Origin of the sequence: Streptomyces echinatus (genome assembly GCF_014203595.1) — a bacterium.
Lineage (GTDB): Bacteria > Actinomycetota > Actinomycetes > Streptomycetales > Streptomycetaceae > Streptomyces > Streptomyces echinatus.
In genome coordinates, this window is sequence record NZ_JACHJK010000001.1 from 805,944 (window position 1) to 830,799 (window position 24,856).

A 24,856-nucleotide genomic window follows, 5' to 3' on the forward strand; every position below is an offset into this window, starting at 1 on the left:
GACCGGCCACAACGGACCCGCAGTCACACGACGGCCCGCACCGCGCGTCGCACGACGGCCCGCACCGCACGTCACTCGGCCTTCCGCCGCGCGGACCGGCGCCGTGCCTGCCAGGCCGCTGCCGCCGCCAGGAGGGCCACCGCGCTCGCGCCGAGCGGCAGGCCCAGCGAGGGCCCGCTGTCGGTCCCGGTCTCCTTCGGCCTCTTTGCCGGAGCAGCCGCTCCCCCGGCCGAGACCTGCTCCCCGCACCCCTTCACCGGATACCCGGCGATCGCGCACAGCAGCGCGTTGGTGTCGTACCGCAGCGGCTTGGCCACAGCGGCCAGCGCATCCGCGCTCGTCGCGTCGGACGCCACCCGCGCGCACGCCGTACGCCGCCCCGGCGGTGTCTCGCCGGACGGCGCGTCCGCGGGCGTACCGAAGTCGAGGACCACGGCCACCCGCTTCGTCCCGGACTTCGCCGCCGTACCCGCACAGATCGTGTCGAAGTCCGCCGTACCGCGCGGCCGGCTCGCGTCCGCGGAGTCCTCGCTCACCGCGAACCGGAAGCCCTCCACCGCGCCGTCGTCGGGACGTACGAACGACGGTCCCTGCGTGGCGTACGTCCAGTGGCCACCGCCGCGCTCCCAGAAGGACCAGTAGCGGTACCCGGCCGCACCGGCCCGCCCGGCGGAGCCGAGGAGCAGCAGCGCGGCGACGAACGCCGGCACGGCACGGCGGACGGCGGTCACGGCTGCCGCTTCTTCCGGCCGCTGAGCAGGAAGCCGATACCGATGCCCGCGACGAGGAAGACGCCGACGGTCCACCAGACCCCGGTCTTGGAGTCCTTCTCCTCCGACGCCGCCTTGTGCTCCCCGTCCTCCGCCGAGGGCATCCGCGGCGCCGGGCCCTGCGCGTTCAGGGAGCTGACCAGGCTGGTACCGGCGAAGTCACCCGGCTGCTCCCCGATCGCGTGCGCCGCGAGGATCAGTTGCGCGTACGCGGCCGGCCCGCTCTGCGCCGCCCACTGGCCGGCGTTCTTCTCCAGCCAGGCGTACGCCTTCCTCGCCGGCTCGGTCCGGCCGTCCGCGGCGAGCGCGACGACGGCGTCCGCGGTGTTGCCGAAGTCGGGCTGGCCCTTGGCGCCGGGCAGCGTGGACCGCAGGTGGCCGCTCTTCGCGACGGCCGCGGCCAGGTACGCGCCGGCGTTGTCGGCGACCTGCTCCCGGGTCGGGTGGCCGGCCGCGACGCAGGCGTCCTTCGCCGGGGCCTTGCCGGCCTTCGCCACGAAGCCCTTGCCGAGCGCGCCCAGCAGACCGGCCGCGGTCGCGTCCGCGTTGGCGACCAGCTCGCCCTTCTTGTCCGGCTGGAAGGCGAGGGCGCCACCGCCGTCCCGGTCGCACGGCACGGCCCAGGCGGGCAGCGCGTCGTACGGGGACTTGCCGGACTTGCGGACGTTCGCCGGGTCCGTGCCGGCCGCGGCCAGCGCGCCGATGACGACGGAGGTGGAGTTGGCGTCGCTGGGGCTGCCCGGGAAGTAGCTCCAGCCGCCGTCCTTGTTCTGCACGGACTTCAGCCAGTCGACGGCCTTGGTCACGGCGGCGCCGCGCCCGCCGGTCGCGGCCAGCGCCTGGACGGCGGCGGCCGTGCTGTTGGTGTCGGCCGTCACCTTGTCGTCGCAGGGCTTCGCCGGGGCGGCGCGGAACGCGGCGAAGGAGCCGTTCGCGCACTGCTGCCCGGTGAGCCAGTCCACGGCCCCGGTCGCCGGCCGGTAGCCGAGCGTCCGCTGGGCGACCAGGGTCAGCGACTGCCGCCACACGCCGTCGTAGGTCGGATCCCCCTTGCCGTACAGCCCGGACGGGACCGTCACCTTCGGGGACGGGGACGGACCGGCGGCCGTGGCGGGTGCGGCGGCGGCCAGCACGCCTACGACGGCGAGAGCCGCGGCACTGCGGCGGACGTTCATGGTCGGCGACTGCCTCTCCTGCGGGGAGCCGGGCAGCGCACGGGACACCCCGGGCGGCTCGGCTCCGTAGACCTCGACGGTGCCGTGCGCGGCGGGCCGCCTGCGCACGTGAGCCGGTCAACGTTCCGCCCGGGGCGGTCCGGCTCACCGCCCGGAGGACCGGAGACGGTTGACGGTTGCGGGTCAGCGCCGGAATTGCACCGGCTTCCCCCCGTACGGGTGTGATGACGACTCGGCCACTTTACCGGCAGCCCGGAACGACCCGAGGGGTGGCCGTGGGCACACCCGCCCGGTGACCGGCGTCACGGCCGGCCGCACCGGGAAGCCCGCGGCCGGGGCGACCGCTCCCGGGGCCCGCCTTTCCGGCGCACGGCCCGGTCCGCGCACCCGACAGGCCCCGTCCTGCGCAAGGCCGGGCCGGTTCCGCGGACGGTGGCACGGGATCCGTACGCCGTGACGTTCCGGCGCCACCACCTCGCGCCCGGATCAGGCCGCGTACGTCTCCGCGGTCGGGGTCACCGTCGCCGTCAGGTGGCGGGCCATGTGACGCAGGGTCTCCTCGCACTCCGCGGCGTCCTCGCCGGTCGCCACCCAGTGGGCGAGCCGGTCGGTGACGTCCGCGTGCGGGGCCGCCGTCACCGGGTCGCCGGTGCGCCGGGTGAGGACCATGCGCTCGGCGGCCGGCTCGTGCCCGGCGGCGGGGTCCAGCCACAGGTCGGTCAGGCGGCCGGTCATGGCCGGATAGGCGAACTGCACGGCGGCGGCCCGCTGCCGGGTCGGCGTCACGTCCGGGAGCCCGCCGGTGGCCAGCGCGGCGGCGGCCCCGGCCAGATCGACCCCGGTGGCCCGCTCCACCAGCAGCGGGATCAGGTCGCCCGGCAGATGCGGGGCCACCCCCAGGACGCGGGGGCCGCGGGCGGTCAGCCGCAGGGTGAGGTGCGCGACCGTGTGGGTGAGGCCGAGCGCGCGGACGGCCCGCTCGACGCACTGGCGCAGGAACCGGTTGTGCAGGAGCCCGTCGTGGGCGTGGACGCAGTGCCGCAGCGGGCGGCGGGCGGGCGGCGGCCCCGTGGTCGTACGGGTGAGCGCGACGATGCGGACCTCGTCGTCCAGGACGACGGCCTCGACGGACACCAGCGGCCCCTCCGTGGCCTCGGGGTCCTCGGGCCCGGCCGTCGGCACCCGGTGCCGCAGCAGCAGCGCCCGTGACGCGACGGGATCGGCACAGACGGCGGCCGTCTCGGGCGCCATGCCCGGCAGCCCCAGCCGGCCGGCGACTTGCGCGGCCGTGAGCAGATGTTCCCCGGACCAGGTCAGCACACCGCCGACCGGGTCCCCGGCCGTGTACCGCAGCACCGCCTCCGCCGTCCGCGCCTCCCCGGCCGGGTCGGCGGCGAGATGACCGGACATGTACGCGCGTGCCCAGGCCGGCGGATCCGGGTCGACCAGCAGCACCGGCCGGACCGCGGCGATCCGCGCCAGCGGGAACTCGCCGCAGACGTCCCGACGGCCGGCCCCGAGGAGGACGACTGGCTGCGCCATGGTGCCTGGACCTCCTCGGGGGACGGAGGTGAAGAAACGCCCCCGATGCCGCTCCCCCATAGGCGGCACCCGGGGCGGGTCTGCCGGATCTTGCTCTCCGTGCAGTGATCCTCACCCACCGCGCCCTCAACTGTCAACGATAGCTGCGCAATTACGCAGGGAGCCTTGTCACGTCTGGTCGCCGAACGGGCGAACGGGTAGCCTCGCGCCCAGCCACCGAACTGATGACATGCCCAGGGGGGACCTCGGTGAGTGACGCCCACGCCGCGCTGGCCGAGGTCCTGGACCGGCTCGGCGAGCTGACCGGCCGGCCCGGTCGGCTGCCGGAGACCCTCGACGTGGCCGGCCTCTCGTACCGCACCGGCATCCCCGTCGGCACCGTCGTCGAACTGCTCTGCGGGGGCCGGGCCGTCGAGACCTGCCTCGCCCAACGCGTCCGCCAGCGGCTGGACTTCATCCGGGAGAGCCGGCGCCGGCCGGACGGCAAGCGGTACTCGCTGGACGAGCTGGCCAGGATCGCCGGGACCAGCCGGCAGTGGCTGAGCGAGTGGCGCAAGAGCGGGATGCCGAGCCTGGAACACGCCGACCGGCTGCGCCGGTTCTTCGGCCTGCCCGCCGGCTTCTTCACCGCCGACGAGCCGGAGGCGCTGCACGAGGCGCTGAGACCGGTGCTGCAGAGCCTGGAGGCCGAGGCGGACCCGCTGCTGCGGCTGCGCGAGAGCGGACTGGTACGACTGGCCGCCCGGGCCCCGCAGATGAACGCCCGGCAGCTGGCCACGCTGGCCGATCTGGCCGAGATGATCATCGCCTCGGAGCGGGCGGGGGACATCGGCCGTGCCTGAACGCCCCGAAGGCCCGAGGCATCCGCGGTTAGCGCCGCCCGCGAAGCAGGGGAAGTCCCCCAAGCGCTTCCTCGACCGCCTCGTGCGCGACACCGTCCGGACCCTCACCCCGCCGACCGCCCCGGAGGCGTTCCTGCACGCGCTGTGCGCCACCCTCAGCCCGCAGCTGGACCGCCCGGTCCGGCTGAAGTTCGTCGCCTTCCCGCCGGGCCTCGGCATCTCCGGCGTCACCCTCGCCCGGGACGAGGACTACATCGTCGTGGTCGAGGACCGGGCCCCGGACCCGCACAAGTTCGTCATCACCGGGCACGAGATCGGTCACATCCACTACGGCACGCTGGACGTGCACCACCCGGGCGGGCTGCCCGCCGCCGCCCGCCGGCTGCTGACCCGCGCCGACGAGGACATCCCCTGGGAGCGGGTGCTCGCCATGGCCACCCGCTCGCCCGCCGCCGCGGCGGCCGAGGCCGAGTGGGAGGCCGAGGAGTGCGGGCTGCGCCTCGCGGCGAAGTTCTCCAGGGTCGTCGGGCCCGGCGCGGCCGGCCGGATGACCCAGGACACCCTCACCGACCGGCTCTCCTCCTCGCTGGGCAACATCGGCGGGCCCTGATGCGCTGGGACATCGCCGGCTCCTTCGCCGCCTACGCCGTCCCGGCGGCCTTGCTCGCCGTGGCCTTCGTGATCAAACTGCCGCTGCTGCGGCGCGCCTGGCAGGACCCGATCCTGCGGGCCACCGCGCTGCTGCTCGGCATCGGCGCGGTCGTCTTCGCCTCGCTGCCGCCGGCCAACCTGCACCGCATCAACGTGTCCACCGGCATCCCCAACTTCGCCAGCCTCTGGGTGTACTCACTGCTGACCGCGTACTGCGGCGCCTGCCTGTGGCTCATCATCACCTGGCGCGAGCCGCCGTCGGCCGCGCGCCGCGGGCGCACCCGCCTGGTCTGGATGACGTACTCCGTCATCGTCATCGGCCTGTGGACGACGTTCCTGCTCGGCGACCACCACGTGGAGCGGCTGCGCGACCTCGACACCTACTACGCCGACACGCCCTGGATGCGCGAGTTCGTCCTGCTCTATCTCCTCGCCCACCTGGTGTCCGCGCTGGTCGCGGCCGGCCTGCTGTGGGCCTGGTACCGGGAGCTGGAGGACACCTGGCTGCGCCGGGCGGTGATCTTCCTCCAGGAGGCGTACGCCCTCGGGCTCGTCTTCGACATCGCCAAACTCGCGGCCGTCGGCGCCCGCTGGAGCGGCCGGGACTGGGACTGGCTGTCGACGTACGTCGCACCGCCGTTCGCCATCGTCGAGGCGGTCCTGGTGTCCGTGGCCTTCATCGTCGGCCAGGCCGGCCCGCTGGTGGCGGAGCGCCGGCGGCTGGTGCGCACCCACCGGCGCCTGAAGCCGCTGTGGCAGACGATGGTGACGGTCACCGCCCCGGCGGCGCCCGCGACCGGCCGGGTCAGCGGTGCCGCCCTGCGCCTGGAGCTGCGCCGGGCCGCCATCAACGACGGCCTCCTCAAGCTGGCCCCGCACCTGTGCGCGGCCCGGCGGGAGCGGTTGCGGCACGCGGCGTCGGCGGCGGGCTACCCGGAGTCCGTCGCGCGGGGCATCGCGGCGGCGGTCGACATCCACGTCGCCGCCGAGATGCTGCACGCCCCGCCGGACGACCCCGGCGGTCCGGAACCGGCGGACACGCACCCGGGGTTCTTCGCCTGTGTGCCCGACAGCGAACTGGAGTCCGTCGCTCACGCGTTGAAGTTCCACGCGCCGGCCATCGAGAGGTTCCGCCGCCAGGCGATCGCCACGGAAGGTCTCAGCTCCTATGCCTGACATACCCACCGCCCGCCGTACCGCGCTGGTCATCGGCGGCAGCACGGCGGGCATGCTCGCCGCGTCCGTGCTGGCCGGCCGCTTCCACGAGGTGACCGTCCTGGAGGCCGACCGGCTCCCGGCGGGCCCCGAGCCGCGCAGGGGGCTGCCCCAGGCCCGGCACGCCCATCTGCTGTGGTCGGGCGGGGTGGCCGCCCTGGAGGAGCTGCTGCCGGGCGTCACCGGGGAGCTGACCGCCCGGGGCGCCGGACTCATCGGCGTGATGCGCGACCTGGTGAGCAAGGCGCCCTCCGGGCAGTGGTTCCGGCGGTTCGACGACTCCCGGCACCACATGATCGTGTGCAGCCGGGACCTGCTGGACGCGGTGATCCGCGCCGACGTCCTCGCCCGGCGCCGGATCACGCTGCTCGACGGAACCCGGGTGGCGGGACTGGCGGGCGACCGGCACCGGGTGACCGGCGTCCAGGTGCCCGACGGCCCCGACGGCCGGCTCACCACGCTCCACGCCGACCTGGTGATCGACGCGAGCGGCCGCGGCTCCCAGGCGGACAACTGGCTCCGGGCGCTGGGGCACGCCCCGGTCGAGGAACGGGTGGTCGACGCGGGCGTCGCCTACGCCAGCCGCGTCTACGCGGCCCCGTGCAGCACGGAGACGCTGCGCTACCCGGTGGTGAACGTCCAGGCCGACCCGCGGGACGCGCCCGGCCGGGGCGGGATCGTCGTACCGATCGAGGGCGACCGCTGGCTGGTCACGCTCTCCGGTACCCGGGGCGGCCGGCCCACCGCCGATCCCGACGAGTTCGAGCACTTCGCGCTCACCGGCCTGAAGGACCCGGTCATCGGGCGGCTCATCGGCCTGGCGAAGCCGCTGACCGACCCGGTGACCACCCGCAGCACGGCCAACCGCCGCCGCTACTACGAGAAGGCCGGGACCTGGCCGGAGGGTTTCGCCGTCCTGGGGGACGCCGTCGCCGGCTACAACCCCGTCTACGGGCACGGTCTGTCCGTCGCCGCGCAGAGCGTCATCGCGCTCGGCCGGGTCGTCGACCGGTACGGCCCCACCGCCCCCGGCACCGCCCGCCGCATCCAGCGCGCGGTGGCCCGGCCGGTGGGCAACGCCTGGAACCTCGCGGTCGGCCAGGACGCCTACTACCCCGGGGCCGCGCCCCAGCCGCCGACGCGCGTCGAGCGCCTCCTGACCGCGTACGTCGACAAGGCCGTGGCGGCCGGCTCCGCGAACCCGCACGCCCTGCGCGGCCTGCTGGACGTGATGAGCCTGAAGTCCCCGCCGGCCCGGCTGTTCGCCCCCGACATGCTCTGGCACATCACCACGGGCCCCCGCAGACAGCCCCTGCCGGCCCCACCCCTGACCGACCGGGAACGGAACGCGGTCGGTCTCGACTGAGCTCTGCGGCGGCCGTTCTCACATCGCGGTGTACGCCACCGGGTCGCTGCCCGGTACCGGCTCGGCGCGGCCCAGCTTCACCAGGCGGCGCAGATGGGACTCGGCCTCGGAGACCGCGATGGTGCGGGAGCCGTAGGGGATGTCGGCCCAGGGGCGGTTCCACTCCATGCGTTCGGCGAGCCGCCAGGGGGTGAGGGGCTCGGCGAGCAGGGCCAGGAGGTTGGACAGGCGGCTCTCGTGGTGGTCGAGCAGCACCCGTACCCGCCCCGGGGCGTCGGTGAAGGCGTGCTGATGGGCCGGGAGGACCTCGGCGGGGGCGAGCCGGCCGATCCGCTCCAGGGAGTCGAGATAGTCGCCGAGGGGGTCCGTCACGGTCGCGTCGTCCGGGTCCTCGTACAGGCCGATGTGCGGGGTGATGCCGGGCAGCAGGTGGTCGCCGCTGAACAGGCGGCCGTGGCCGGGGAGCCGGGCCGGATGCTCCTCCTCCAGGTGCAGGCAGACGTGCCCGGGCGTGTGTCCGGGGGTCCAGATCGCGCGGAGCCGGCGGCCGGGCAGGTCGAGGAGTTCGCCGGGGACGATCTCCCGGTCCGGCAGGGCGGGCGAGAGACCGGGCAGCGTCCGGGCGCGGGGTGCCCGCAGGGGAGCGACGTGCTCCTCGGGCGCCCCGGCCGCCGTCAGCTTGGCGGCCATGTACGAGAACCACCGCTCCGGCCGGCTCTCCCGCGCCCGGCGCACGATCGCCGCGTCCGCCGCGTGCAGCGCCACCCAGGCGCCGGAGGCCTCGCGCACCCGTGCCGACAGCCCGTGGTGGTCCGGGTGGTGGTGCGTGACGACCACGCCGTAGACCTCCTCGGCCGCCGTGCCGCAGCCGGCCAGCCCCGCCGTGAGCGTGTCCCAGGAGGCGGGGTCGTCCCAGCCGGTGTCGACGAGCACCGGGCCCCGGTCGGTGTCCACCACGTACACCAGCGTGTGCCCGAGGGGGTTGTCCGGGATGGGCACCTGGACGGACCGCACGCCCCCGCCGTGATCGAACGTCTTCGTCATCAGGCCCCTCCGCCCCACCGCCCGCAGCCTCCGGCCACGGCCCACTATAGCTGGAACTGATGAAGCGTCAGATCTGATCGGAGCGGAAGCCGGACCGGCCGCCGCGCGTCGGTGGACGGGGAGGCCGGGCGGCCGGCGGAGGTGGCCGCACGGGCCGGTCATCCGCGGGTTGCGTCACGCTTTCGGACTATTAGAGTGGAAATATCCCATATGAGAGTATTGGGGAGAGCTCATGCAGCGAAGGACCATCAAGAGGGCTGCCGCCCTCAGCTCCGCCCTGATGGCGACCGGTATCGCCCTCATGCCGTTGAGCGCGCAGCCGGCGTTCGCCTCCTCTTCCGCAACGCACGTGAGCTCCGCGGCGGTTGCCCCGGAGCAGAACGGCTACCGGCAGGGCTTCCGGCAGGGCTTCCGCGACGGCTTCTCCGACGCGCGCTACGACTGCGACCGTGACGGCTACAGCTCCGACTACGGAAGCGGCCACGACTCGTCGTGGGCGCGCGGTTACATCGACGGCTACGGCCAGGGCTACAACTCGGCCTACGACCGGTACTGCGACTGAGGCCGTCCGAACTCGCCGCGGCCAGGGCCGCACCGGCACGGAACCCGCTGGTGCGGCCCTGGCCGGCGTCGGCCATTGCTCCCCGCAACTAGAACTGGTATCAGTTCTGAGGCAGCGTCAGAAACGTGCGGTGCGGCGGGAGGCAGTCGGCCATGACCGAGCTCGTGGAACACGGACAGCTGTTCATCGGCGGGGAGTTGACCGACCCGCTGGGCCGGGACGTCATCGAGGTGATCTCGCCGCACACCGAAGAGGTCATCGGCCGCGTGCCGCACGCCTCCCGGGAGGACGTCGACCGGGCGGTGGCCGTCGCGCGCCGCGCCTTCGACGAGGGCCCCTGGCCGCGCGCCTCGCAGGCGGAGCGGATCGAGGTGGTCACCCGCATCAAGGACGGCATCCTGGCCCGGCACGAGGAGATCGCCCGGCTGATCTCCGCCGAGAACGGCTCGCCGTACTCCTGGAGCGTCCTCGCCCAGGCGCTCGGCGCGATGATGGTGTGGGACGCGGCGATCCGGGTCGCCCGGGAGTTCCCCCACGAGGAGCGCCGGGACGGCGCCCTCGGCCCGATCCTGGTCCGCCGCGAACCGGTCGGCGTCGTCGCCGCCGTGGTGCCCTGGAACGTCCCGCAGTTCGTCGCCGCGGCCAAGCTCGCCCCCGCGCTGCTGACCGGCTGCCCGGTCGTCCTCAAGCCCTCCCCGGAGTCGCCGCTGGACGCCTACCTCCTCGGTGAGATCGCCCGTGAGGCGGGCCTGCCCGAGGGCGTCCTGTCCATCCTCCCGGCCGACCGGGAGGTCAGCGAGTACCTGGTCGGCCACCCCGGCGTCGACAAGGTCTCCTTCACCGGCTCGGTCGCGGCCGGCAAGCGGGTGATGGAGGTCGCCGCCCGCAACCTCACCCGGGTCACCCTGGAACTGGGCGGCAAGTCGGCCGCGCTGGTGCTGCCGGACGCGGACCTGGAGGCGGCCGTCTCCGGGATCGTCCCGGCGGCCTGGATGAACAACGGCCAGGCCTGCGTGGCCCAGACCCGCATCCTCGTCCCGCGGGCCCGCTACGCCGAGTTCGCCGACGCCTTCGCCCAGGCGGCGAGCGCGCTCAGGGTCGGTGACCCGCTGGACCCGGCCACCCAGGTCGGCCCGCTGGTCGCCCGCCGCCAGCAGCGGCGCAGCCTCGACTACATCCGCGTCGGCCAGGAGGAGGGCGCCAAGGTCCTCACCGGCGGCGGCCGTCCGGCGGGTCTGGAACGCGGCTGGTACGTCGAGCCGACCCTCTTCGGGGACGTCGACAACTCCATGCGCATCGCCCGCGAGGAGATCTTCGGCCCGGTGATCTGCCTGCTGCCCTACGGCGACGAGCGGGAGGCCGTGCGCATCGCCAACGACTCCGACTACGGCCTGTCCGGCAGTGTGTGGACGGCCGACGTCGAGCACGGCACCGACATCGCCCGCCAGGTGCGCACCGGCACGTACTCCGTCAACACCTTCAGCCTGGACATGCTCGGCCCGTTCGGCGGCTACAAGAACTCCGGCCTGGGGCGGGAGTTCGGCCCGGAGGGCTACGGCGCGTACCTGGAGCACAAGATGATCCACCTCCCGGCCGGGGCGTGAGCATGGGCGACCGCTGGCACGTGGAGGTCGACCGCTCCGTCTGCATCGGCTCGGCCCAGTGCCTCCACCACGCGCCGGACGGCTTCCGCCTCGACTCCGCCCGCCAGTCCCACCCGGTCGAGCCGGACACGGACGCGAGCGAACGGATCCTGGAGGCGGCGGAGAGCTGCCCGGTGGAGGCCATCGCGATCGCCCTGCTGGGCAGCGGGGAGACGGTGTTCCCGCCGGAAGAGTAGGGCGGCACGTGGCGCGGGCGTGTGCGGTGCGGGCGTGTGCGGCGGGGGGTGTGTGGCGGGGCTCACGCCCGCGCCATGTCACGCGCGGTCCCTCCCGTCTCGTCTCGGAGGTGAACAACTGCTCCGAGGGGAGACCGGGATGAAGGTCGTAGTGGTGGGCGCCGGATACGCGGGCACGTTCGCGGCGAACCGGGTGGCCAAGAAGGTGAGGGGCGCCGAGGTCACGGTGGTCAACGCGCGGCCCGAGTTCGTGGAGCGCATCCGGCTGCACCAGCGGATCGCCGGGACGGCCGCCGCCGCGACGCCGCTCACCTCCATGCTGCGGGCCGGCGTCGCCTCGCGGATCGGCACCGTCGAGAAGATCGGCGACGGCACCGTCCTCCTCGACGACGGCGAGAGCCTCGGCTTCGACCACCTCTTCCTGGCCGTGGGCAGCACGGTGCGCCCCCTCGCGGGCACGGTCCCGGTCGGCACGTGGGAAGGGGCGGAGCGGGCACGGACGGCGCTCGCCGCACTGCCCGCGGGTAGCACGGTGACGGTGGTCGGGGGTGGTCCGACGGGCATCGAGACGGCGGCCGAGGTCGCCGACGCCCGTCCCGGCGTCCGGGTCCGGCTCATCGGGTCGTCGGTCGCCGCATGCCTCTCCGGCGGGGCACGGCAGCGGGCGCTCGCCGCCCTGTCCCGGCTCGGCGTCGAGGTCGTCGACGACGGGGTCGAGGAGGCGGCCGACGGGGTCCTGCGGCTGCGGTCGGGCCGGGAGGTCCCCTCCGCCCTGACCCTGTGGGCGATCGTGGAGGGCGTCCCCGAACTGGCGGCGCGCAGCGGCCTCGACGTCGACGCGGAGGGCCGTGTCGTCGTGGACGCGTACCTGCGCAGCGTCACCGACCAGCGGATCTTCGCCGTGGGTGACTGCGCGGGGGTGGCCGGGTCCCGCTTCGGCTGCCAGACCGCCGCCCCGCAGGCCCGTGCCGCGGCCGACGCCCTGGCCCGGCTGGCCGAGGGCCGCGAGCCCGAGCCGTACGCCCTGCGCTACGTGGCCCGGTGCGTCAGCCTCGGGCGCAAGGACGCGGTCGCGCAGTTCACCCACCCCGACGACTCCCTCAAGGAGAGCTACCTCAAGGGCGGCACCGCGGTGGCGTTCAAGAGGATCGTCTACACCGGCACGAAGTACGGCTCCCGCAAGGCGATCGGCGCCTGACCCCGCCGGCCCGGCCCGCCGGGGCCTCTGGTCCGGATCCCGCTCGGCTCCAGGGCCCTGGCACCGTCCCGCCACTCGCGGCTCCGCTCGAACGAGGGGCCCCACCGGCCGACGGCGCGGGATGCACCTCCACCGATCGGGTGAGGTGGCAAATGGTCGGAATTGGCGGGTTCTGTCAGGGAAGTGCGGTCTATCCTGAAAGCAGCCTACGAGGCGAGTGAGGGAGTCCGACCGGAGTAGCCGACTCGGGCGAGACGCGCAAGCATCCGCCGGTGCCGACAGCGACGGTAGGGCTGAGAGGCCGGAAGGCAGTAGCAAGGCCCGACGGCGACCCCCATGACCTGATCCGGACCATGCCGGCGAAGGGAACCCGTCTCGTAGGTCTTTTTCGTGTCCGCTTCACCCTCGCCCCCTGTACTACGGGGGTGCGCGGAGTTCACGGCCGGCCGGACGGCTCCGCCAGGTCGATCAGACGGCACACCGTCTCGATGTCGATCTTCACCTGGGCGATGGAGGCGCGGCCGGAGAGCCAGGTGATCAGGGCCGAGTGCCAGGTGTGCTCGATGACCCGGACCGCGGAGAGCTGCTCGGGACCGGGGTCCTCCAGCCCGATCGCGTCCAGGATGATCGCCGTGGTCTGCCGCGAGACCTGGTCGACCTCGGGCGAGACACTGCGGTCGGCGAAGGTGAGGGCGCGGACCATCGCGTCGGCCAGGTGCGGCTCCCGCTGCAGCGCACGGAAGGCGCGCATCAGGGTCACCGCGACCCGCTCGGCGGCCGTGTCACCCGCGGGAGGCTTCTTGCGCAGGGTGCCGTGCATGTGCTCCAGCTGGTCCTGCATGGTGGCGACCAGCAGATGCACCTTCGACGGGAAGTAGCGGTACAGCGTGCCGAGGGCCACCTGGGAGGACTCCGCGACCTCGCGCATCTGCACGGCGTCGAAGCCGCCCCTGCTGGCCAGCTGGGCGCTGGCGCGCAGGATCCTGCGGCGGCGCGCCTCCTGCCGCTCGGTGAGGGGCGGGGTGGCCGGACGCGACGTACTGGCTTCCGCAGGCATGGGTCCCGTTCCGTGACAGTCGGTGAGGGCGTCTGGTGGGGCTCGTGATCAGCCGGCACGGCAGGGCCGCGCGCCGTGGCGCGAATCACCTGATCCACTGCTCACAGCGCCCCTACCTGCCGGTAGATTCAGAGCCTCTTGAACGATCAAGTCTGAAACTTGTTCTAGATTAGCGTCCCGTCGTAGTCTCGCGGGACAGTGCAGGCAGAAGGGGGCACGGAGTGACCGCTGAGGCCCGGGAAGCGGGTGCCGGCCAGGAACCCGCTGCCGACGGCGAGCGACCGCTCGACATCGCGCTCCTCACCTATAAGGGGAACCCGTTCTGCGGGGGCCAGGGCGTCTACGTACGGCATCTCTCGCGCGAGCTGGCCCGCCTCGGACACCGCGTGGACGTCATCGGGTCCCAGCCGTATCCGGTGCTGGACGAGGGCCACCCCGGTCTCACCCTCACCGAGCTGCCCAGCCTCGACCTCTACCGCCAGCCCGACCCCTTCCGCACCCCGAAGCGGGACGAATACCGGGACTGGATCGACGCCCTGGAAGTCGGGACCATGTGGACCGGCGGCTTCCCCGAGCCGCTGACCTTCTCCCTGCGCGCCCGCCGGCATCTGCGCGCGCGACGCGGCGAGTTCGACGTCGTCCACGACAACCAGACCCTGGGCTACGGCCTGCTGGGCGACATCGGCGCGCCCCTGGTCACCACGGTCCACCACCCCATCACCGTGGACCGGCAGCTGGAGCTGGACGCGGCCGGCACCTGGCAGCGCCGCTACTCGGTGCGCCGCTGGTACGCCTTCACCCGCATGCAGAAGCGCGTCGCCCGCCGGCTGCCCTCGGTCCTCACCGTCTCCGGCACCTCGCGCCAGGAGATCGTGGACCACCTCGGCGTCCGCGGCGAGCGGATCCACGTGGTCCACATCGGCGCCGACACCGACCTGTTCGCGCCGAATCCGGCCGTCCCCGAGGTGCCCGGCCGGATCGTCACCACCTCCAGCGCGGACGTGCCGCTCAAGGGGCTGGTGTTCCTCGTGGAGGCGCTCGCCAAGGTGCGCACCGAGCACCCGGCCGCCCACCTCGTCGTCGTCGGCAAGCGCCCGCAGGAGGGCCCGGTCGCGCAGGCGATCGAGCGGTACGGCCTCGAAGGCGCCGTCGACTTCGTCAAGGGCATCTCCGACGCCGAACTGGTCGACCTGATCCGCTCCGCCGAGGTGGCCTGCGTGCCCTCCCTCTACGAGGGCTTCTCGCTGCCCGCCGCCGAGGCCATGGCCACCGGCACCCCGCTGGCCGCCACCACCGGCGGTGCGATCCCCGAGGTCGCGGGGCGTGACGGCGAGACCTGTCTGGCCGTACCCGCCGGCGACGCGGGCGCGCTGGCCGCCGCCCTGGGCCGGCTGCTGGGCGACCCGGAGCTGCGGGCGCGGCTCGGCCGGGCCGGCCGCGAGCGGGTGCTGCGGAAGTTCACCTGGGCCCGCGCCGCGGAGGGAACCGTGGCCCACTACCGCGAGGCCATCGCCCGCTCCGCGGGCTCCCACCCGTCCAAGGCCCCGTCACCGAGCCGCTCCGCGGCCCGGACCCCCGGCCGCTCCGCGGCCCCGGCAAGTGTTGCAGGCGTCTCCTCCGAAAGCAGGGCCACGTGCTGACCGTCGACTTCTCCCGGTTCCCGCTCGCCCCGGGCGACCGTGTCCTGGACCTCGGCTGCGGGGCCGGGCGGCACGCCTTCGAGTGTTACCGGCGCGGTGCCCAGGTCGTGGCCCTCGACCAGAACGCCGAGGAGATCCGCGAGGTCGCCAAGTGGTTCGCGGCGATGAAGGAGGCCGGCGAGGCCCCGGAGGGCGCCACCGCCACGGCCATGGAGGGCGACGCCCTCGCCCTGCCGTTCCCGGACGACTCCTTCGACGTCGTCATCATCTCCGAGGTGATGGAGCACATCCCCGACGACAAGGGCGTGCTCGCGGAGATGGTGCGCGTGCTCAAGCCGGGCGGCCGCATCGCGATCACCGTGCCGCGCTACGGCCCCGAGAAGGTCTGCTGGGCGCTGTCCGACGCCTACCACGAGGTCGAGGGCGGCCACATCCGCATCTACAAGGCCGACGAGCTGGTCGGGAAGGTCCGCGAGGCGGGCCTGAAGCCGTACGGCTCCCACCACGCGCACGCGCTGCACTCGCCGTACTGGTGGCTGAAGTGCGCGTTCGGCGTCGACAACGACAAGGCGCTGCCGGTGCGGGCGTATCACAAGCTGCTGGTCTGGGACATCATGAAGAAGCCGCTCGCCACGCGGGTCGCCGAGCAGGCGCTGAACCCGCTGATCGGCAAGAGCTTCGTGGTCTACGCGACCAAGCCGCACCTGCCGCGGCTCGCCGAGACCGACGGGGTGGCCGCCAAGTGACCACCCCCCGGACAGAACACCTCGTCCTGCCCGGGGTCCTCACCGCCGGGCAGGCCGCCGCGACCGTCGCCGGCATCCTCTCCGTGCAGCGGGAGGACGGTGCGATCCCGTGGTTCCGCGGCCACCACCTGGACCCCTGGGACCACACCGAGGCCGCCATGGCCCTGGACGCGGCCGGCGAACACGAGGCCGCCGAGCGGGCGTACGGCTGGCTCGCCCGGCACCAGAACGAGGACGGCTCCTGGTACGCCGCCTACGCCGACGGCGCCCACGACGACGTCACCGACCGCGCCCGCGAGTCCAACTTCGTCGCCTACATAGCCGTCGGCGTCTGGCACCACTACCTGTCCACGGGCGACGACACGTTCCTGGACCGCATGTGGCCGACCGTCTACGCCGCCGTCGAGTGGGTGCTGCGGCTGCAGCAGCCCGGCGGGCAGATCGGCTGGCGGCGCGAGGACGACGGCACGCCCACGGCCGACGCCCTGCTCACCGGCAGCTCCTCCGTCCACCACGCGCTGCGCTGTGCCCTCGCGATCGCCGAGCAGCGCGAAGAGCCCCAGCCGGACTGGGAGCTGGCGGCCGGAGCGCTGCGCCACGCGATCCGCCGGCACCCGGAGCGCTTCCTCGACAAGGACCGCTACTCGATGGACTGGTACTACCCGGTCCTCGGCGGCGCCCTGACCGGCACGGAGGCCAAGGCCCGCATCGAGGAGTCCTGGGACCGTTTCGTCGTCCCCGGCCTCGGCGTGCGCTGCGTGATCCCCAACCCCTGGGTGACCGGCGGCGAGTCCAGCGAACTCGCCCTGGCCCTGTGGGCGGTCGGGGAGTCCGACCGGGCCCTGGAGATCCTCCAGTCCATCCAGCACCTGCGCGACCCGGAGACGGGCCTGTACTGGACGGGGTACGTCTTCGACGACGACGCCGTCTGGCCCCGCGAGCTGACCACCTGGACGGCCGGATCCCTGCTCCTGGCCGTGGCCGCGCTGGGCGGCCACGAGGCCACGTGCGCGGTCTTCGGCGGCGAGCACCTGCCCGCCGGCCTGGACCCGGACTGCTGCTGAGCGCTCCGCGGGGCGCCACGACGGGCCGGACGGGCCGGTTTCCGGCTGCCCGGCCCGTCGGCCGGCCGCGCGGTTCCCCGCGCCCCCGCGGGGGCGCTTCAGTGCCGGTGCATCCGGTTGGCGACGGCGTGGCCGACGAAGAGGTAGACCACGGCGGCGAGGCCGTATCCGGCGACCACCCGGGCCCACGCCTCGTCGAACGTGAAGAGGTCGTGCGACCAGCCGGCCAGCCAGGAGGCCGCGTCGTGGACGAACTGGACCAGGCTGTTGGCCCGGTTCGCGTCCAGCAGGTACATCAGAATCCAGAGGCCGAGTATGAAGGCCATGACGTCGGCGACGACGGCGATGACCGTCCCCGCCTGATTCGCGCCAGTGCGATATCGAGACATGCCCTTCGGATTGCCGCTTCCGCGGCGGTGAAACAGCGCCGGGCACCCGCATGGCGTCCCCCGAGTGGCGCATCCCTCCACCCCGGGCGAGGCTGCCGGAGGAAGCAGACCGCTCGGGGAGGATCCGTCGGAGGACCACGTGCCCGTACCGATACGGCGCCTCTTCGTGGCGCTCACCCTGTGCTGTGCCCTGGTGGCCGGAGCCACCGCCTGCGGCAGCGAGAAGAGCAGTGCGAAGGACACCGCGGCGGCGCAAGCCGTACCCGCCGCCGACTCACCCAGCCCGTCCGCGTCACCGTCCGCCGAGCGCCAGAAGCTCGCCAAGACCCGGTTCGTGGCGAACGCGGGCCTCGCGGCGGGCGCGACCTACCAGTGGATCGTGAAGCCCTGGAAGGCCGGCAAGTTCAAGAAGGGCGCCAAGGGCCGCAGGACCGCCCTGATCAAGGCCGGTCTCGCCGGCGCCTTCGCCTACAACAGGCTCAAGGCGGCCCAGAAGAACGCCCAGGGCGATCCGCTGCTCTCCAAGGCCATCGCGCCGCTGAGCGCCGGCATCGACAGCCTGAAGAACCTGCCGTCCAAGCTCCGCAAGGGCGACGGGGACGCGGCGAGTTCGTTCGACGACATCATCGGCAAGGTCAAGGGCGCGGGCCAGGACGCCGGTGCCCCGGTCAAGGACCAGGTGCCCTCCGGCTCCCAGCTCGCCAAGGGCTAGGCGGCGGTCAGGAGTTCAGCTCCGCCAGCACCCGGAGGGTGTGCGGGTCCGGTGACAGGGCCAGCAGGTCCGTCACCGGGCCCGCTCGCCACGACTCCAGCCGCTCCGCGATGCGTTCGCGCGGACCGACCAGGGAGATCTCGTCGGCGAAGGCGTCCGGGACGGCCAGCACGGCCTCCTCCCGGCGCCCGGCCAGGAACAGCTCCTGGACGCGGCGGGCCTGCTCTTCGTAGCCCATGCGGGCCATCAGGTCGGCGTGGAAGTTGCGCGCCGCGTGGCCCATCCCGCCGATGTAGAAGCCGAGCATGGCCTTGACGGGCAGCAGCCCCTCGGCGACGTCGTCACACACCTTCACCCTGGCCAGCGGAGCGACCGTGAATCCCGCGGGCAACTCCCGTACCGCGTCCCCGTACACCCCGGGCCGGTTCGGCGCCCAGTACAGCGGCAGCCAGCCGTCGGCGATCCGGACGGTCTGGGCGACGTTCCTCGGCCCCTCGGCGCCGAGCAGGACCGGGAGGCCGGGGCGCAGGGGATGCGTGATCGATCTGAGCGGCTTGCCGAGGCCGGTGCCGTCCGGGCCGCGGTAGGGCAGGGGATGGAACCGCCCGTCCACGGTGACCGGCGCGTCCCGGCGCAGCACCTGGCGTACGACGTCCACGTACTCCCGGGTCGCGGTCAGCGGCGACTTCGGGAACGGGCGGCCGTACCAGCCCTCCACCACCTGGGGCCCGGAGAGCCCGAGTCCGAGCAGCACGCGTCCGCCGGAGAGGTGGTCCAGCGTGAGCGCGTGCATCGCGGTGGCGGCCGGCGACCGCGCGGCCATCTGGGCGACCGCCGTGCCCAGCCTGATCGTCGACGTCCGCGCGGCGATCCAGGTCAGCGGGGTGAAGGCGTCCGAGCCCCAGGACTCGGCCGTCCACACGGAGGCGTAGCCGAGCCGTTCCGCCTCCTGGGCGAGCGCCACATGGCCGGCGTCCGGACCGCGTCCCCAGTAGCCGAGTGCGAGACCGAGCCGCATACGCGCCTCCTGACGATTCGTCAGTTCACAGCAGGGAGGCGACTGTACGGCAACGGCCCCCCGCCCGGAAGGGCGAGGGGCCGGTACGGCGGTGTGCGGGGCTCAGCCGCGCTGGATGCCGGAGGTGTCCTGCAGCACGCCACGGCGGCCGTCCTGGGTCTGCGCGACCAGCGTGGCACCACGCTGCTCGACGGCCAGGTACCAGGTGCCCGGGGCCAGTTCGGCGATGGGCGACGGCGAACCGTCCTCCGCGAACAGCGGACGGGTCACCGGAACGGCGAACCAGAACGGGGAGAAGTCCCCGGTCGCGGGCTGCGCCGCCGGGGCGGGCTGCGCCGGAGCACCCGGACCGGCCGGCGGCTGCTGACCGAACGGCTGACCCGGCTGCGGCTGGGCGCCGTACGGCTGCTGGGGCTGGGCGCCCGGGTAGCCGTAACCACCGGGCGGCTGGGCGCCGTAGGGCTGCGGGGCGGCCGGCTTGGCGGCCGGCACCAGCGGGGCCTGCAGCGCGGGCAGCAGGGGGGTGGCGATGGCGGCGGCGGCCAGCAGCAGCGCGGCGATGAGGCCGAGGATCAGGCCGGAGCCCGCTCCGACGTCGAACTGGTCGAACTGGTCGAAGGCGCCCAGCGGATCGATGATCGTCCAGAACGAGGTCCAGGCGGCGAACAGCGTCAGGGCGACACCGACCTGGCCGAGGTCCATTCCGGCGACCTTGCGAGGCTGCGGGAGGGCGCGGGCGACGACGATCAGGACCGCGCCGACGATTCCACCGACGTACATGCTCATTACCAGGCCCAGGTTGTCCCAGGCGTTGGGGACGTCCCTGCCGTCGCTGTCGAACGTGCTGAGGAACGACGCGATGAACAGCACCACCGCTGCTCCGATCACCACGCCGTCGCCTCTAGTGAGGGAGCGGATATTCACTTCAGGTCCTTCGTAGGTCGTCTCGTCGTCGGTAGACACTACCGTCCGCAAGATCGGGCTGTCCGGCCGGTTCCGCACGCCGGTCACGAATCGCGCAGGAAACTCACGATTCCCTCAGAGATCCCTTGCGCCGCCTGCTGTCGCCAGGCGCCGCTGGTCAGCAGTGCCGCGTCCTTGCTATCGCGCATGTTGCCGCACTCGATGAACACCTTGGGAACCGTTGACAGATTGAGACCACCCAGGTCCGTACGCGTGACCAGACCGGTACCTTCGCCAAGGTAGTTGGAGGGCGGTTCGCCCGTCTCGCGAAGGTAGTTGCCCGCCACGCGCACCCCGAGGTCGTGCGACGGACCGACGATGCCGCGGGTGTCCGCCGCTCCCGCGTGCACGGACCCCGGCAGGATGACGTGGAAGCCGCGGTTGCCGGCGGCGGAGCCGTCGGCGTGCAGGGAGATCGCCGCGTCCGCGTGCGCGGTGTTCCCGATCCGGGCCCGCTCGTCCACGCACGGCCCCCAGGACGGGGCGCCGTCGTCATGGGTCAGTTTCACCGTGGCACCCTGCCGCTCCAGCAGGGTGCGCAGCCGGTGCGCCAGGTCGAGCGTGAACCGGGCTTCGCTGTAACCGTCGTTGGTGGACGTCCCGGTGGTGTCGCACTCCTTGCTGTGCGTCCCGATGTCCACCTGGCGGTTGATCTCGGCCGGGTGCCGGAAGTTGCCCGGGTTGTGGCCCGGGTCGACGACGACGACCTTCCCCCTGAGCGGGCCGGAGGAGTCCGGCCGGGCGGAGGGCGAGGCGGACACCTTGGCGTCGTCGCCCGGGGAGGCGGGGGCCGCCGGGGCGGAGGACAGCGTGGAGGCGCGTGAGGCCGGCGCGGGCGAGGCCGTACGGTCCCCGCCGCCCGGCCCGCTGCCGCCGACCGCCTCGTAGACCACCCAGCCGAGCAACGCGCCGGGCACCAGCGCGGCGAGCGCGACGGTCAGCGGGCCGCGCCGGGGACGGCGGGGCCGGGGGGCATCGAAGTCCGGGCCTGTGTACGACACGTCTGCGACTCTAACCGGGGCCTCAGATCCCCGCCCCGGTTCGCCGCAGGACGCGCAGCGAGCCGGTCGCCGAGACCTCCGTGAACGCCCCGGACCCGAGTGCCCGCAGGTACACGCGGTACGGCGCCTGGCCCGTGAACTCGTCCTCGGGGTGCGGGAAGACGTCGTGGATGACGAGCAGCCCGCCCTCGGCCACGTGCGGTGCCCAGCCCTCGTAGTCGGCGCCGGCGTGCTCGTCGGTGTGGCCGCCGTCGACGAAGACGAACCCGAGCGGGGAGTTCCAGATCTTCGCGATCTGCGGGGAACGGCCGACGACCGCGACCACGTGCTCCTCCAGCCCGGCCTTGAACAGCGTGCGGCGGAACGCCGGGAGCGTGTCCATGAGGCCGATCTCCGCATCGACCGTCTCCGGGTCGTGGTAGTCCCAGCCGGGCTGCTGCTCCTCGCTGCCCCGGTGGTGGTCGACGGTCAGCGCCGTGACCCCGGCCGCGCGGGCCGCGTCGGCCAGCAGGATCGTGGAGCGCCCGCAGTACGTGCCGACCTCCAGCAGCGGCAGCCCCAGCCGCCCCGCCTCCACCGCCGCCGCGTACAGCGCCAGCCCCTCGTCCACGGGCATGAACCCCTTCGCCGCCTCGAACGCGGCCAGGATCTCGGGCTTGGGTGCGGCGGGCATGGGCGGCCTTCCGGGTCGTACGACAGTCTGACCGCCCATGCTGCCGCACCCCCCGGCCACGAGGGCACAGGGGGTGCGGACAACGTCCCGCGAGGGGCGCGGGACGTTGCCGGCGTGCGGCTCCGCCGCGCGGGCGCTACGGGGCCGCGGCCGGTGCGCGGCCCCGCCACGCGGACCCGCCGGGGCCTCGGCCGGAGGGCGGGCAGTCCCCGGGTTCCTCAGGCGCTCACACTCTCGCCGGGCAGCGAAAGGTCCAGATCGACGGCGCGCTCCTCACCGGAGTGCGAGGCCGACGAGGCCAGCGGGCCGTGGCCGGAGGCCCGCGCGGCCAGCACGTACGCGCCCTGGGACGGCACGGCGAGCGTGTAGCCGCCGTCCTCGCCGGAGACGGTCGCGCCGGCCTGCCGTCCCCGGCGGTCGATCAGGGTGACCTTGGCCCGGGCGACCGGGGCGCCGTCCGCGCCGAGCACCCGGCCGCGGAAACCGCGCAGCGCCTCCTCGGCGCGCTCCAGCGCCGCGTCCTCCTCGCTGCTGGCCCGCAGCTGCGTGTGCTGGGCCGGGCGGGCGGCCTTCGGCAGGAAGAGCGCCAGCAGCAGGCCGACGGCCACCGCGGCGGTGGCGATCAGGAAGGACACCCGGAAGCCGTGCATGGTCGGGATCGCGACGCCGCCCACGTCGTTCGCCGTGTTGGCGAGCACCATGCCGATGACGGCGCTCGACACCGAGGTGCCGATGGACCGCATCAGCGTGTTCAGGCCGTTGGCCGCGCCGGTCTCGGAGGCCGGGACCGCGCCGACGATCAGCGCGGGCAGCGAGGAGTAGGCGAGGCCGATGCCGGCGCCGAGGATCACGGACGTGACGATCGTCTGCCAGGCGGCGTCCATCAGGCCGAGGCCGCCGCCGTAGCCGACCGCGATGATCAGCAGGCCGATGATCAGGGTGACCTTGGGGCCGTAGCGGGCCGACAGACGGGCGTACACCGGCGCCGTGAACATCATCGTCAGGCCCAGCGGGGCGACGCACAGGCCCGCGACGACCATCGACCGGCCCAGTCCGTACCCGGTCGCGGCGGGCAGCTGGAGCAGCTGGGGCAGGACGAGCGAGACGACGTAGAACGCCACGCCGACCATGATCGACGCGAGGTTCGTGAAGAGGACGGCCGGCCGGGCGGTGGTGCGCAGGTCGACCAGGGGCGCCTGGACGCGCAGCTCGAACAGGCCCCACAGCAGGAGCACGACGACGGACGCGGCGAACAGGCCGAGCGTGGTGCCGGAGGACCAGCCCCAGTCGCTGCCCTTGGTGATGGGCAGCAGGAGCAGCACCAGGCCGGTGGACAGGCCCAGCGCGCCGAGCAGGTCGAAGGAGCCCTCGGCACGCATCGGGGACTCGGGGACGGCGAGCAGGGTGAGCAGGATGGCGAGCACGCCGAGGCCGGCGGCGCCGTAGAACAGGGCGTGCCAGTCCATGTGCTGGGCGACCAGGGCCGCGGCGGGCAGGGCGAGGCCGCCGCCGACGCCGATCGAGGAGCTCATCAGGGCCATGGCCGAGCCGAGCCGCTCGCGCGGCAGCATGTCCCGCATCAGGCCGATGCCCAGGGGTATCGCGCCCATGGCGAAGCCCTGGAGGGTCCGGCCCACGATCATGGTGAGCAGCTGGCTGGTGAGCGCGCTGACCAGGGCGCCGACGACCATCACGGCGAGGCTCAGGACGAGCATGCGCCGCTTGCCGTAGAGGTCGCCGAGGCGGCCCATGATGGGGGTGGCCACGGCGCCGGACAGCAGGGTCGAGGTGAGGACCCAGGTGGCGTCGCTCGGCGCGGTGTCCAGCAGCTGCGGCAGGTCCTTGATGACCGGCACGAGCAGCGTCTGCATCACCGCGACGACGATGCCGGCGAAGGCGAGCACCGGCACCACCGCGCCACCCGCTCTCCGGGTGGGCTGGTCGGTCGTCGTGTCTGTCATGGAGTGAGGCCTTCCGCGTGTCATGAGTGCCGGGTAAACCTCGTATGCACAGGCAACTATTCCGTTGCTTCGGGCCTCTAATGATTTCTTGACCCATCCATGACTTACTGATGCGGCGTCAGGAGCTGGTGCGTTGGTGGAACACGTTCTAGTCTGACGCGCCATGAAGGCCTATGTCGCCGGGGTCGGGATGACCAGGTTCGAGAAGCCCGAGACCCGTGAATGGCAGTACTGGGACATGGTGCGGGAGGCGGGAGGCGCGGCGCTCGCCGACGCCGGCCTCGCCTACACCGACGTGGAACAGGTTCCCATCGGCTACTGCTTCCAGCCCTCCACCGCCGGCCAGCGCGCCGTCTACGAACTCGGCCTGACCGGCGTCCCCGTCTACAACGTCAACAACAACTGCGCGACCGGCGCGACCGCCCTCATGCTGGCCCGCCAGCTCGTCGAGGGCGGCGCCTGCGACTGCGTGCTGGCGCTGGGCTTCGAGGAGATGCGGAAGGGGGCGCTCGGCGCGGGGGCCGACGGGGGCGACTTCGCCGCGTCCCCGGTCGCCCGGCACTACGGGATCATGGCCGCCCGGCACGGCTTCGCGGCGGCCCCGCCGACCGCGCAGATCTTCGCCGCCGCCGCCCGCGAGCACATGGAGAAGTACGGCACGACCGCCGAACAGCTCGCCGCGGTCGCCGCCAAGAACCACCGGCACTCCGCGCACAACCCCTACGCCCAGTTCCGGGACGTGTACGAGGTCGAGGACGTCCTCGCCGCGCGCATGGTGCACGCCCCGCTCACCAAGCTCCAGTGCTCGCCCACCTCGGACGGCGCGGCGGCGGCCGTGGTCGTCTCGGAACGGTTCGCGCAGCAGCGGTCCCTGACCGGCCTGGCCGAGATCGCCGGACAGGCCATGGCCACGGACACCGAGGAGTCCTTCGCCTCCGGCTCCTGCGTCGACGTCGTCGGACAGCCGCTGTCCCGGGCGGCGGCCCGGCAGGCGTACGAGCGGGCCGGGCTCGGCATCGAGGACGTCGACGTGATCGAGCTGCACGACTGCTTCTCCGTCAACGAACTCCTCACGTACGAGGCCCTCGGCATGTGCGCGCCGGGGGAGTCGGGCGGGCTGGCCGGGTCGGGCGCCACGACGTACGGCGGCCGGTGGGTGGTGAACCCGTCCGGCGGGCTGATCTCCAAGGGCCATCCGCTGGGCGCGACCGGGCTGGCGCAGACGGCCGAGCTGGTGTGGCAGCTGCGCGGCGAGGCGGACGCGCGGCAGGTGCCGGGGGCGCGGGTGGGCCTCGCGCACAACATCGGGCTGGGCGGCGCGGCGGTGGTGACCGTGCTGCGGGCGGTGTAGGGAGGGGCGGGAGGAAAATTCCTCGGCTTCTGCTGATCGAGGCAACGGTCCGGGCGGCTCATGGACTCCTTTTGAC

Annotated in this window: 24 protein-coding genes; 13 read left to right on the forward strand and 11 right to left on the reverse strand. The window is 73.6% G+C overall.

Going from position 1 to position 24,856, the window contains the following annotated elements; genetic code table 11:
* Positions 1 to 71: 71 nt before the first annotated feature.
* The 3 genes from FHS34_RS03530 to FHS34_RS03540 form a co-directional block, all read right to left on the reverse strand.
* Complete coding sequence (locus FHS34_RS03530; protein ID WP_184960837.1) at positions 72 to 731, reverse strand: SCO2322 family protein; 660 nt, start codon at positions 729 to 731, stop codon at positions 72 to 74.
* Positions 728 to 1,945 carry an SCO2321 family membrane protein gene (locus tag FHS34_RS03535; RefSeq protein WP_184961340.1) on the reverse strand — a complete coding sequence of 406 codons (1,218 nt, stop codon included), beginning with the start codon at positions 1,943 to 1,945 and terminating at the stop codon, positions 728 to 730. Before FHS34_RS03535 ends, FHS34_RS03530 begins: the two co-directional genes overlap by 4 nt.
* Before the next feature lie 486 nt (positions 1,946 to 2,431).
* The gene (locus FHS34_RS03540; protein ID WP_184960839.1) at positions 2,432 to 3,487 is read right to left on the reverse strand and encodes an ATP-grasp domain-containing protein; all 1,056 of its coding nucleotides are present in this window, start codon (positions 3,485 to 3,487) and stop codon (positions 2,432 to 2,434) included.
* 248 nt (positions 3,488 to 3,735) lie between these two features.
* Between FHS34_RS03540 and FHS34_RS03545 the strand changes: the two genes are divergently transcribed.
* The 4 genes from FHS34_RS03545 (at position 3,736) to FHS34_RS03560 (ending at position 7,561) form a co-directional block, all read left to right on the forward strand.
* Positions 3,736 to 4,329, forward strand: a complete 594-nt coding sequence (locus FHS34_RS03545) for a helix-turn-helix domain-containing protein (RefSeq protein WP_184960842.1) — start codon at positions 3,736 to 3,738, stop codon at positions 4,327 to 4,329.
* Positions 4,330 to 4,411: 82 nt separating this feature from the next.
* On the forward strand, positions 4,412 to 4,939 hold the full coding sequence (locus FHS34_RS03550; RefSeq protein ID WP_184960845.1) for a hypothetical protein: 528 nt from the start codon (positions 4,412 to 4,414) through the stop codon (positions 4,937 to 4,939).
* Complete coding sequence (locus FHS34_RS03555; RefSeq protein WP_184960848.1) at positions 4,939 to 6,156, forward strand: MAB_1171c family putative transporter; 1,218 nt, start codon at positions 4,939 to 4,941, stop codon at positions 6,154 to 6,156. Before FHS34_RS03550 ends, FHS34_RS03555 begins: the two co-directional genes overlap by 1 nt.
* On the forward strand, positions 6,149 to 7,561 hold the full coding sequence (locus FHS34_RS03560) for an FAD-dependent oxidoreductase (protein ID WP_184960849.1): 1,413 nt from the start codon (positions 6,149 to 6,151) through the stop codon (positions 7,559 to 7,561). Before FHS34_RS03555 ends, FHS34_RS03560 begins: the two co-directional genes overlap by 8 nt.
* 18 nt (positions 7,562 to 7,579) lie before the next feature.
* Here the strand turns inward: FHS34_RS03560 and FHS34_RS03565 are convergent, their stop codons facing one another.
* Positions 7,580 to 8,605 (reverse strand): Strvi_7410 family MBL fold metallo-hydrolase, encoded by a 1,026-nt coding sequence (locus FHS34_RS03565; protein WP_184960851.1) that lies wholly within the window; start codon positions 8,603 to 8,605, stop codon positions 7,580 to 7,582.
* A gap of 232 nt (positions 8,606 to 8,837) precedes the next feature.
* Between FHS34_RS03565 and FHS34_RS03570 the strand changes: the two genes are divergently transcribed.
* The 4 genes from FHS34_RS03570 to FHS34_RS03585 all read left to right on the forward strand — a co-directional run bounded on the left by FHS34_RS03570 (position 8,838) and on the right by FHS34_RS03585 (position 12,205).
* Positions 8,838 to 9,167: a FliH/SctL family protein gene (locus tag FHS34_RS03570; RefSeq protein WP_184960853.1), complete on the forward strand. Its 330-nt coding sequence runs from the start codon at positions 8,838 to 8,840 to the stop codon at positions 9,165 to 9,167.
* Positions 9,168 to 9,319: 152 nt separating this feature from the next.
* Positions 9,320 to 10,771: an aldehyde dehydrogenase gene (locus FHS34_RS03575; protein WP_184960855.1), complete on the forward strand. Its 1,452-nt coding sequence runs from the start codon at positions 9,320 to 9,322 to the stop codon at positions 10,769 to 10,771.
* 2 nt (positions 10,772 to 10,773) lie between these two features.
* On the forward strand, positions 10,774 to 11,007 hold the full coding sequence (locus tag FHS34_RS03580) for a ferredoxin (protein ID WP_184960857.1): 234 nt from the start codon (positions 10,774 to 10,776) through the stop codon (positions 11,005 to 11,007).
* 139 nt (positions 11,008 to 11,146) lie between these two features.
* Positions 11,147 to 12,205, forward strand: coding sequence for an NAD(P)/FAD-dependent oxidoreductase (locus FHS34_RS03585; protein ID WP_184960859.1), 1,059 nt, complete (start codon positions 11,147 to 11,149; stop codon positions 12,203 to 12,205).
* Positions 12,206 to 12,641: 436 nt separating this feature from the next.
* Here the strand turns inward: FHS34_RS03585 and FHS34_RS03590 are convergent, their stop codons facing one another.
* A complete protein-coding gene (locus FHS34_RS03590; protein ID WP_184960861.1) occupies positions 12,642 to 13,262 on the reverse strand; it encodes a TetR family transcriptional regulator in 621 nt (206 codons plus the stop codon).
* A gap of 221 nt (positions 13,263 to 13,483) precedes the next feature.
* Here FHS34_RS03590 and FHS34_RS03595 point away from each other — a divergent pair, with 221 nt between their 5' ends.
* From FHS34_RS03595 to FHS34_RS03605, 3 genes are read left to right on the forward strand one after another with little or no spacing between them, the layout of a single operon-like run.
* The gene (locus FHS34_RS03595; protein ID WP_184960863.1) at positions 13,484 to 14,902 is read left to right on the forward strand and encodes a glycosyltransferase family 4 protein; all 1,419 of its coding nucleotides are present in this window, start codon (positions 13,484 to 13,486) and stop codon (positions 14,900 to 14,902) included.
* Complete coding sequence (locus tag FHS34_RS03600; protein WP_184960865.1) at positions 14,896 to 15,648, forward strand: class I SAM-dependent methyltransferase; 753 nt, start codon at positions 14,896 to 14,898, stop codon at positions 15,646 to 15,648. The genes FHS34_RS03595 and FHS34_RS03600 overlap by 7 nt, the downstream gene beginning before the upstream one ends.
* Positions 15,645 to 16,712, forward strand: a complete 1,068-nt coding sequence (locus tag FHS34_RS03605) for a prenyltransferase/squalene oxidase repeat-containing protein (RefSeq protein ID WP_184960867.1) — start codon at positions 15,645 to 15,647, stop codon at positions 16,710 to 16,712. Before FHS34_RS03600 ends, FHS34_RS03605 begins: the two co-directional genes overlap by 4 nt.
* A gap of 98 nt (positions 16,713 to 16,810) precedes the next feature.
* Here FHS34_RS03605 and FHS34_RS03610 read toward each other — a convergent pair whose 3' ends face one another.
* Complete coding sequence (locus FHS34_RS03610) at positions 16,811 to 17,101, reverse strand: hypothetical protein (RefSeq protein WP_184960869.1); 291 nt, start codon at positions 17,099 to 17,101, stop codon at positions 16,811 to 16,813.
* 139 nt (positions 17,102 to 17,240) lie between these two features.
* Between FHS34_RS03610 and FHS34_RS03615 the strand changes: the two genes are divergently transcribed.
* Positions 17,241 to 17,813, forward strand: a complete 573-nt coding sequence (locus FHS34_RS03615; protein ID WP_184960871.1) for a hypothetical protein — start codon at positions 17,241 to 17,243, stop codon at positions 17,811 to 17,813.
* 7 nt (positions 17,814 to 17,820) lie between these two features.
* Here the strand turns inward: FHS34_RS03615 and FHS34_RS03620 are convergent, their stop codons facing one another.
* The 5 genes from FHS34_RS03620 to FHS34_RS03640 all read right to left on the reverse strand — a co-directional run bounded on the left by FHS34_RS03620 (position 17,821) and on the right by FHS34_RS03640 (position 23,429).
* Positions 17,821 to 18,831: an LLM class F420-dependent oxidoreductase gene (locus FHS34_RS03620; protein ID WP_184960873.1), complete on the reverse strand. Its 1,011-nt coding sequence runs from the start codon at positions 18,829 to 18,831 to the stop codon at positions 17,821 to 17,823.
* A gap of 102 nt (positions 18,832 to 18,933) precedes the next feature.
* A complete protein-coding gene (locus FHS34_RS03625) occupies positions 18,934 to 19,755 on the reverse strand; it encodes a DUF5336 domain-containing protein (RefSeq protein WP_184961342.1) in 822 nt (273 codons plus the stop codon).
* A gap of 83 nt (positions 19,756 to 19,838) precedes the next feature.
* Entirely contained in the window at positions 19,839 to 20,795 is a 957-nt protein-coding gene (locus FHS34_RS03630; RefSeq protein ID WP_184960876.1) for an N-acetylmuramoyl-L-alanine amidase, read from the reverse strand.
* Between the two features lie 22 nt (positions 20,796 to 20,817).
* A complete protein-coding gene (locus FHS34_RS03635) occupies positions 20,818 to 21,468 on the reverse strand; it encodes a class I SAM-dependent methyltransferase (protein WP_184960878.1) in 651 nt (216 codons plus the stop codon).
* A gap of 218 nt (positions 21,469 to 21,686) precedes the next feature.
* A complete protein-coding gene (locus FHS34_RS03640) occupies positions 21,687 to 23,429 on the reverse strand; it encodes an MFS transporter (RefSeq protein ID WP_184960880.1) in 1,743 nt (580 codons plus the stop codon).
* A 163-nt stretch (positions 23,430 to 23,592) separates the two neighbouring features.
* Here FHS34_RS03640 and FHS34_RS03645 point away from each other — a divergent pair, with 163 nt between their 5' ends.
* Entirely contained in the window at positions 23,593 to 24,780 is a 1,188-nt protein-coding gene (locus tag FHS34_RS03645) for a thiolase C-terminal domain-containing protein (protein ID WP_184960882.1), read from the forward strand.
* The last annotated feature ends 76 nt before the right edge of the window (positions 24,781 to 24,856 follow it).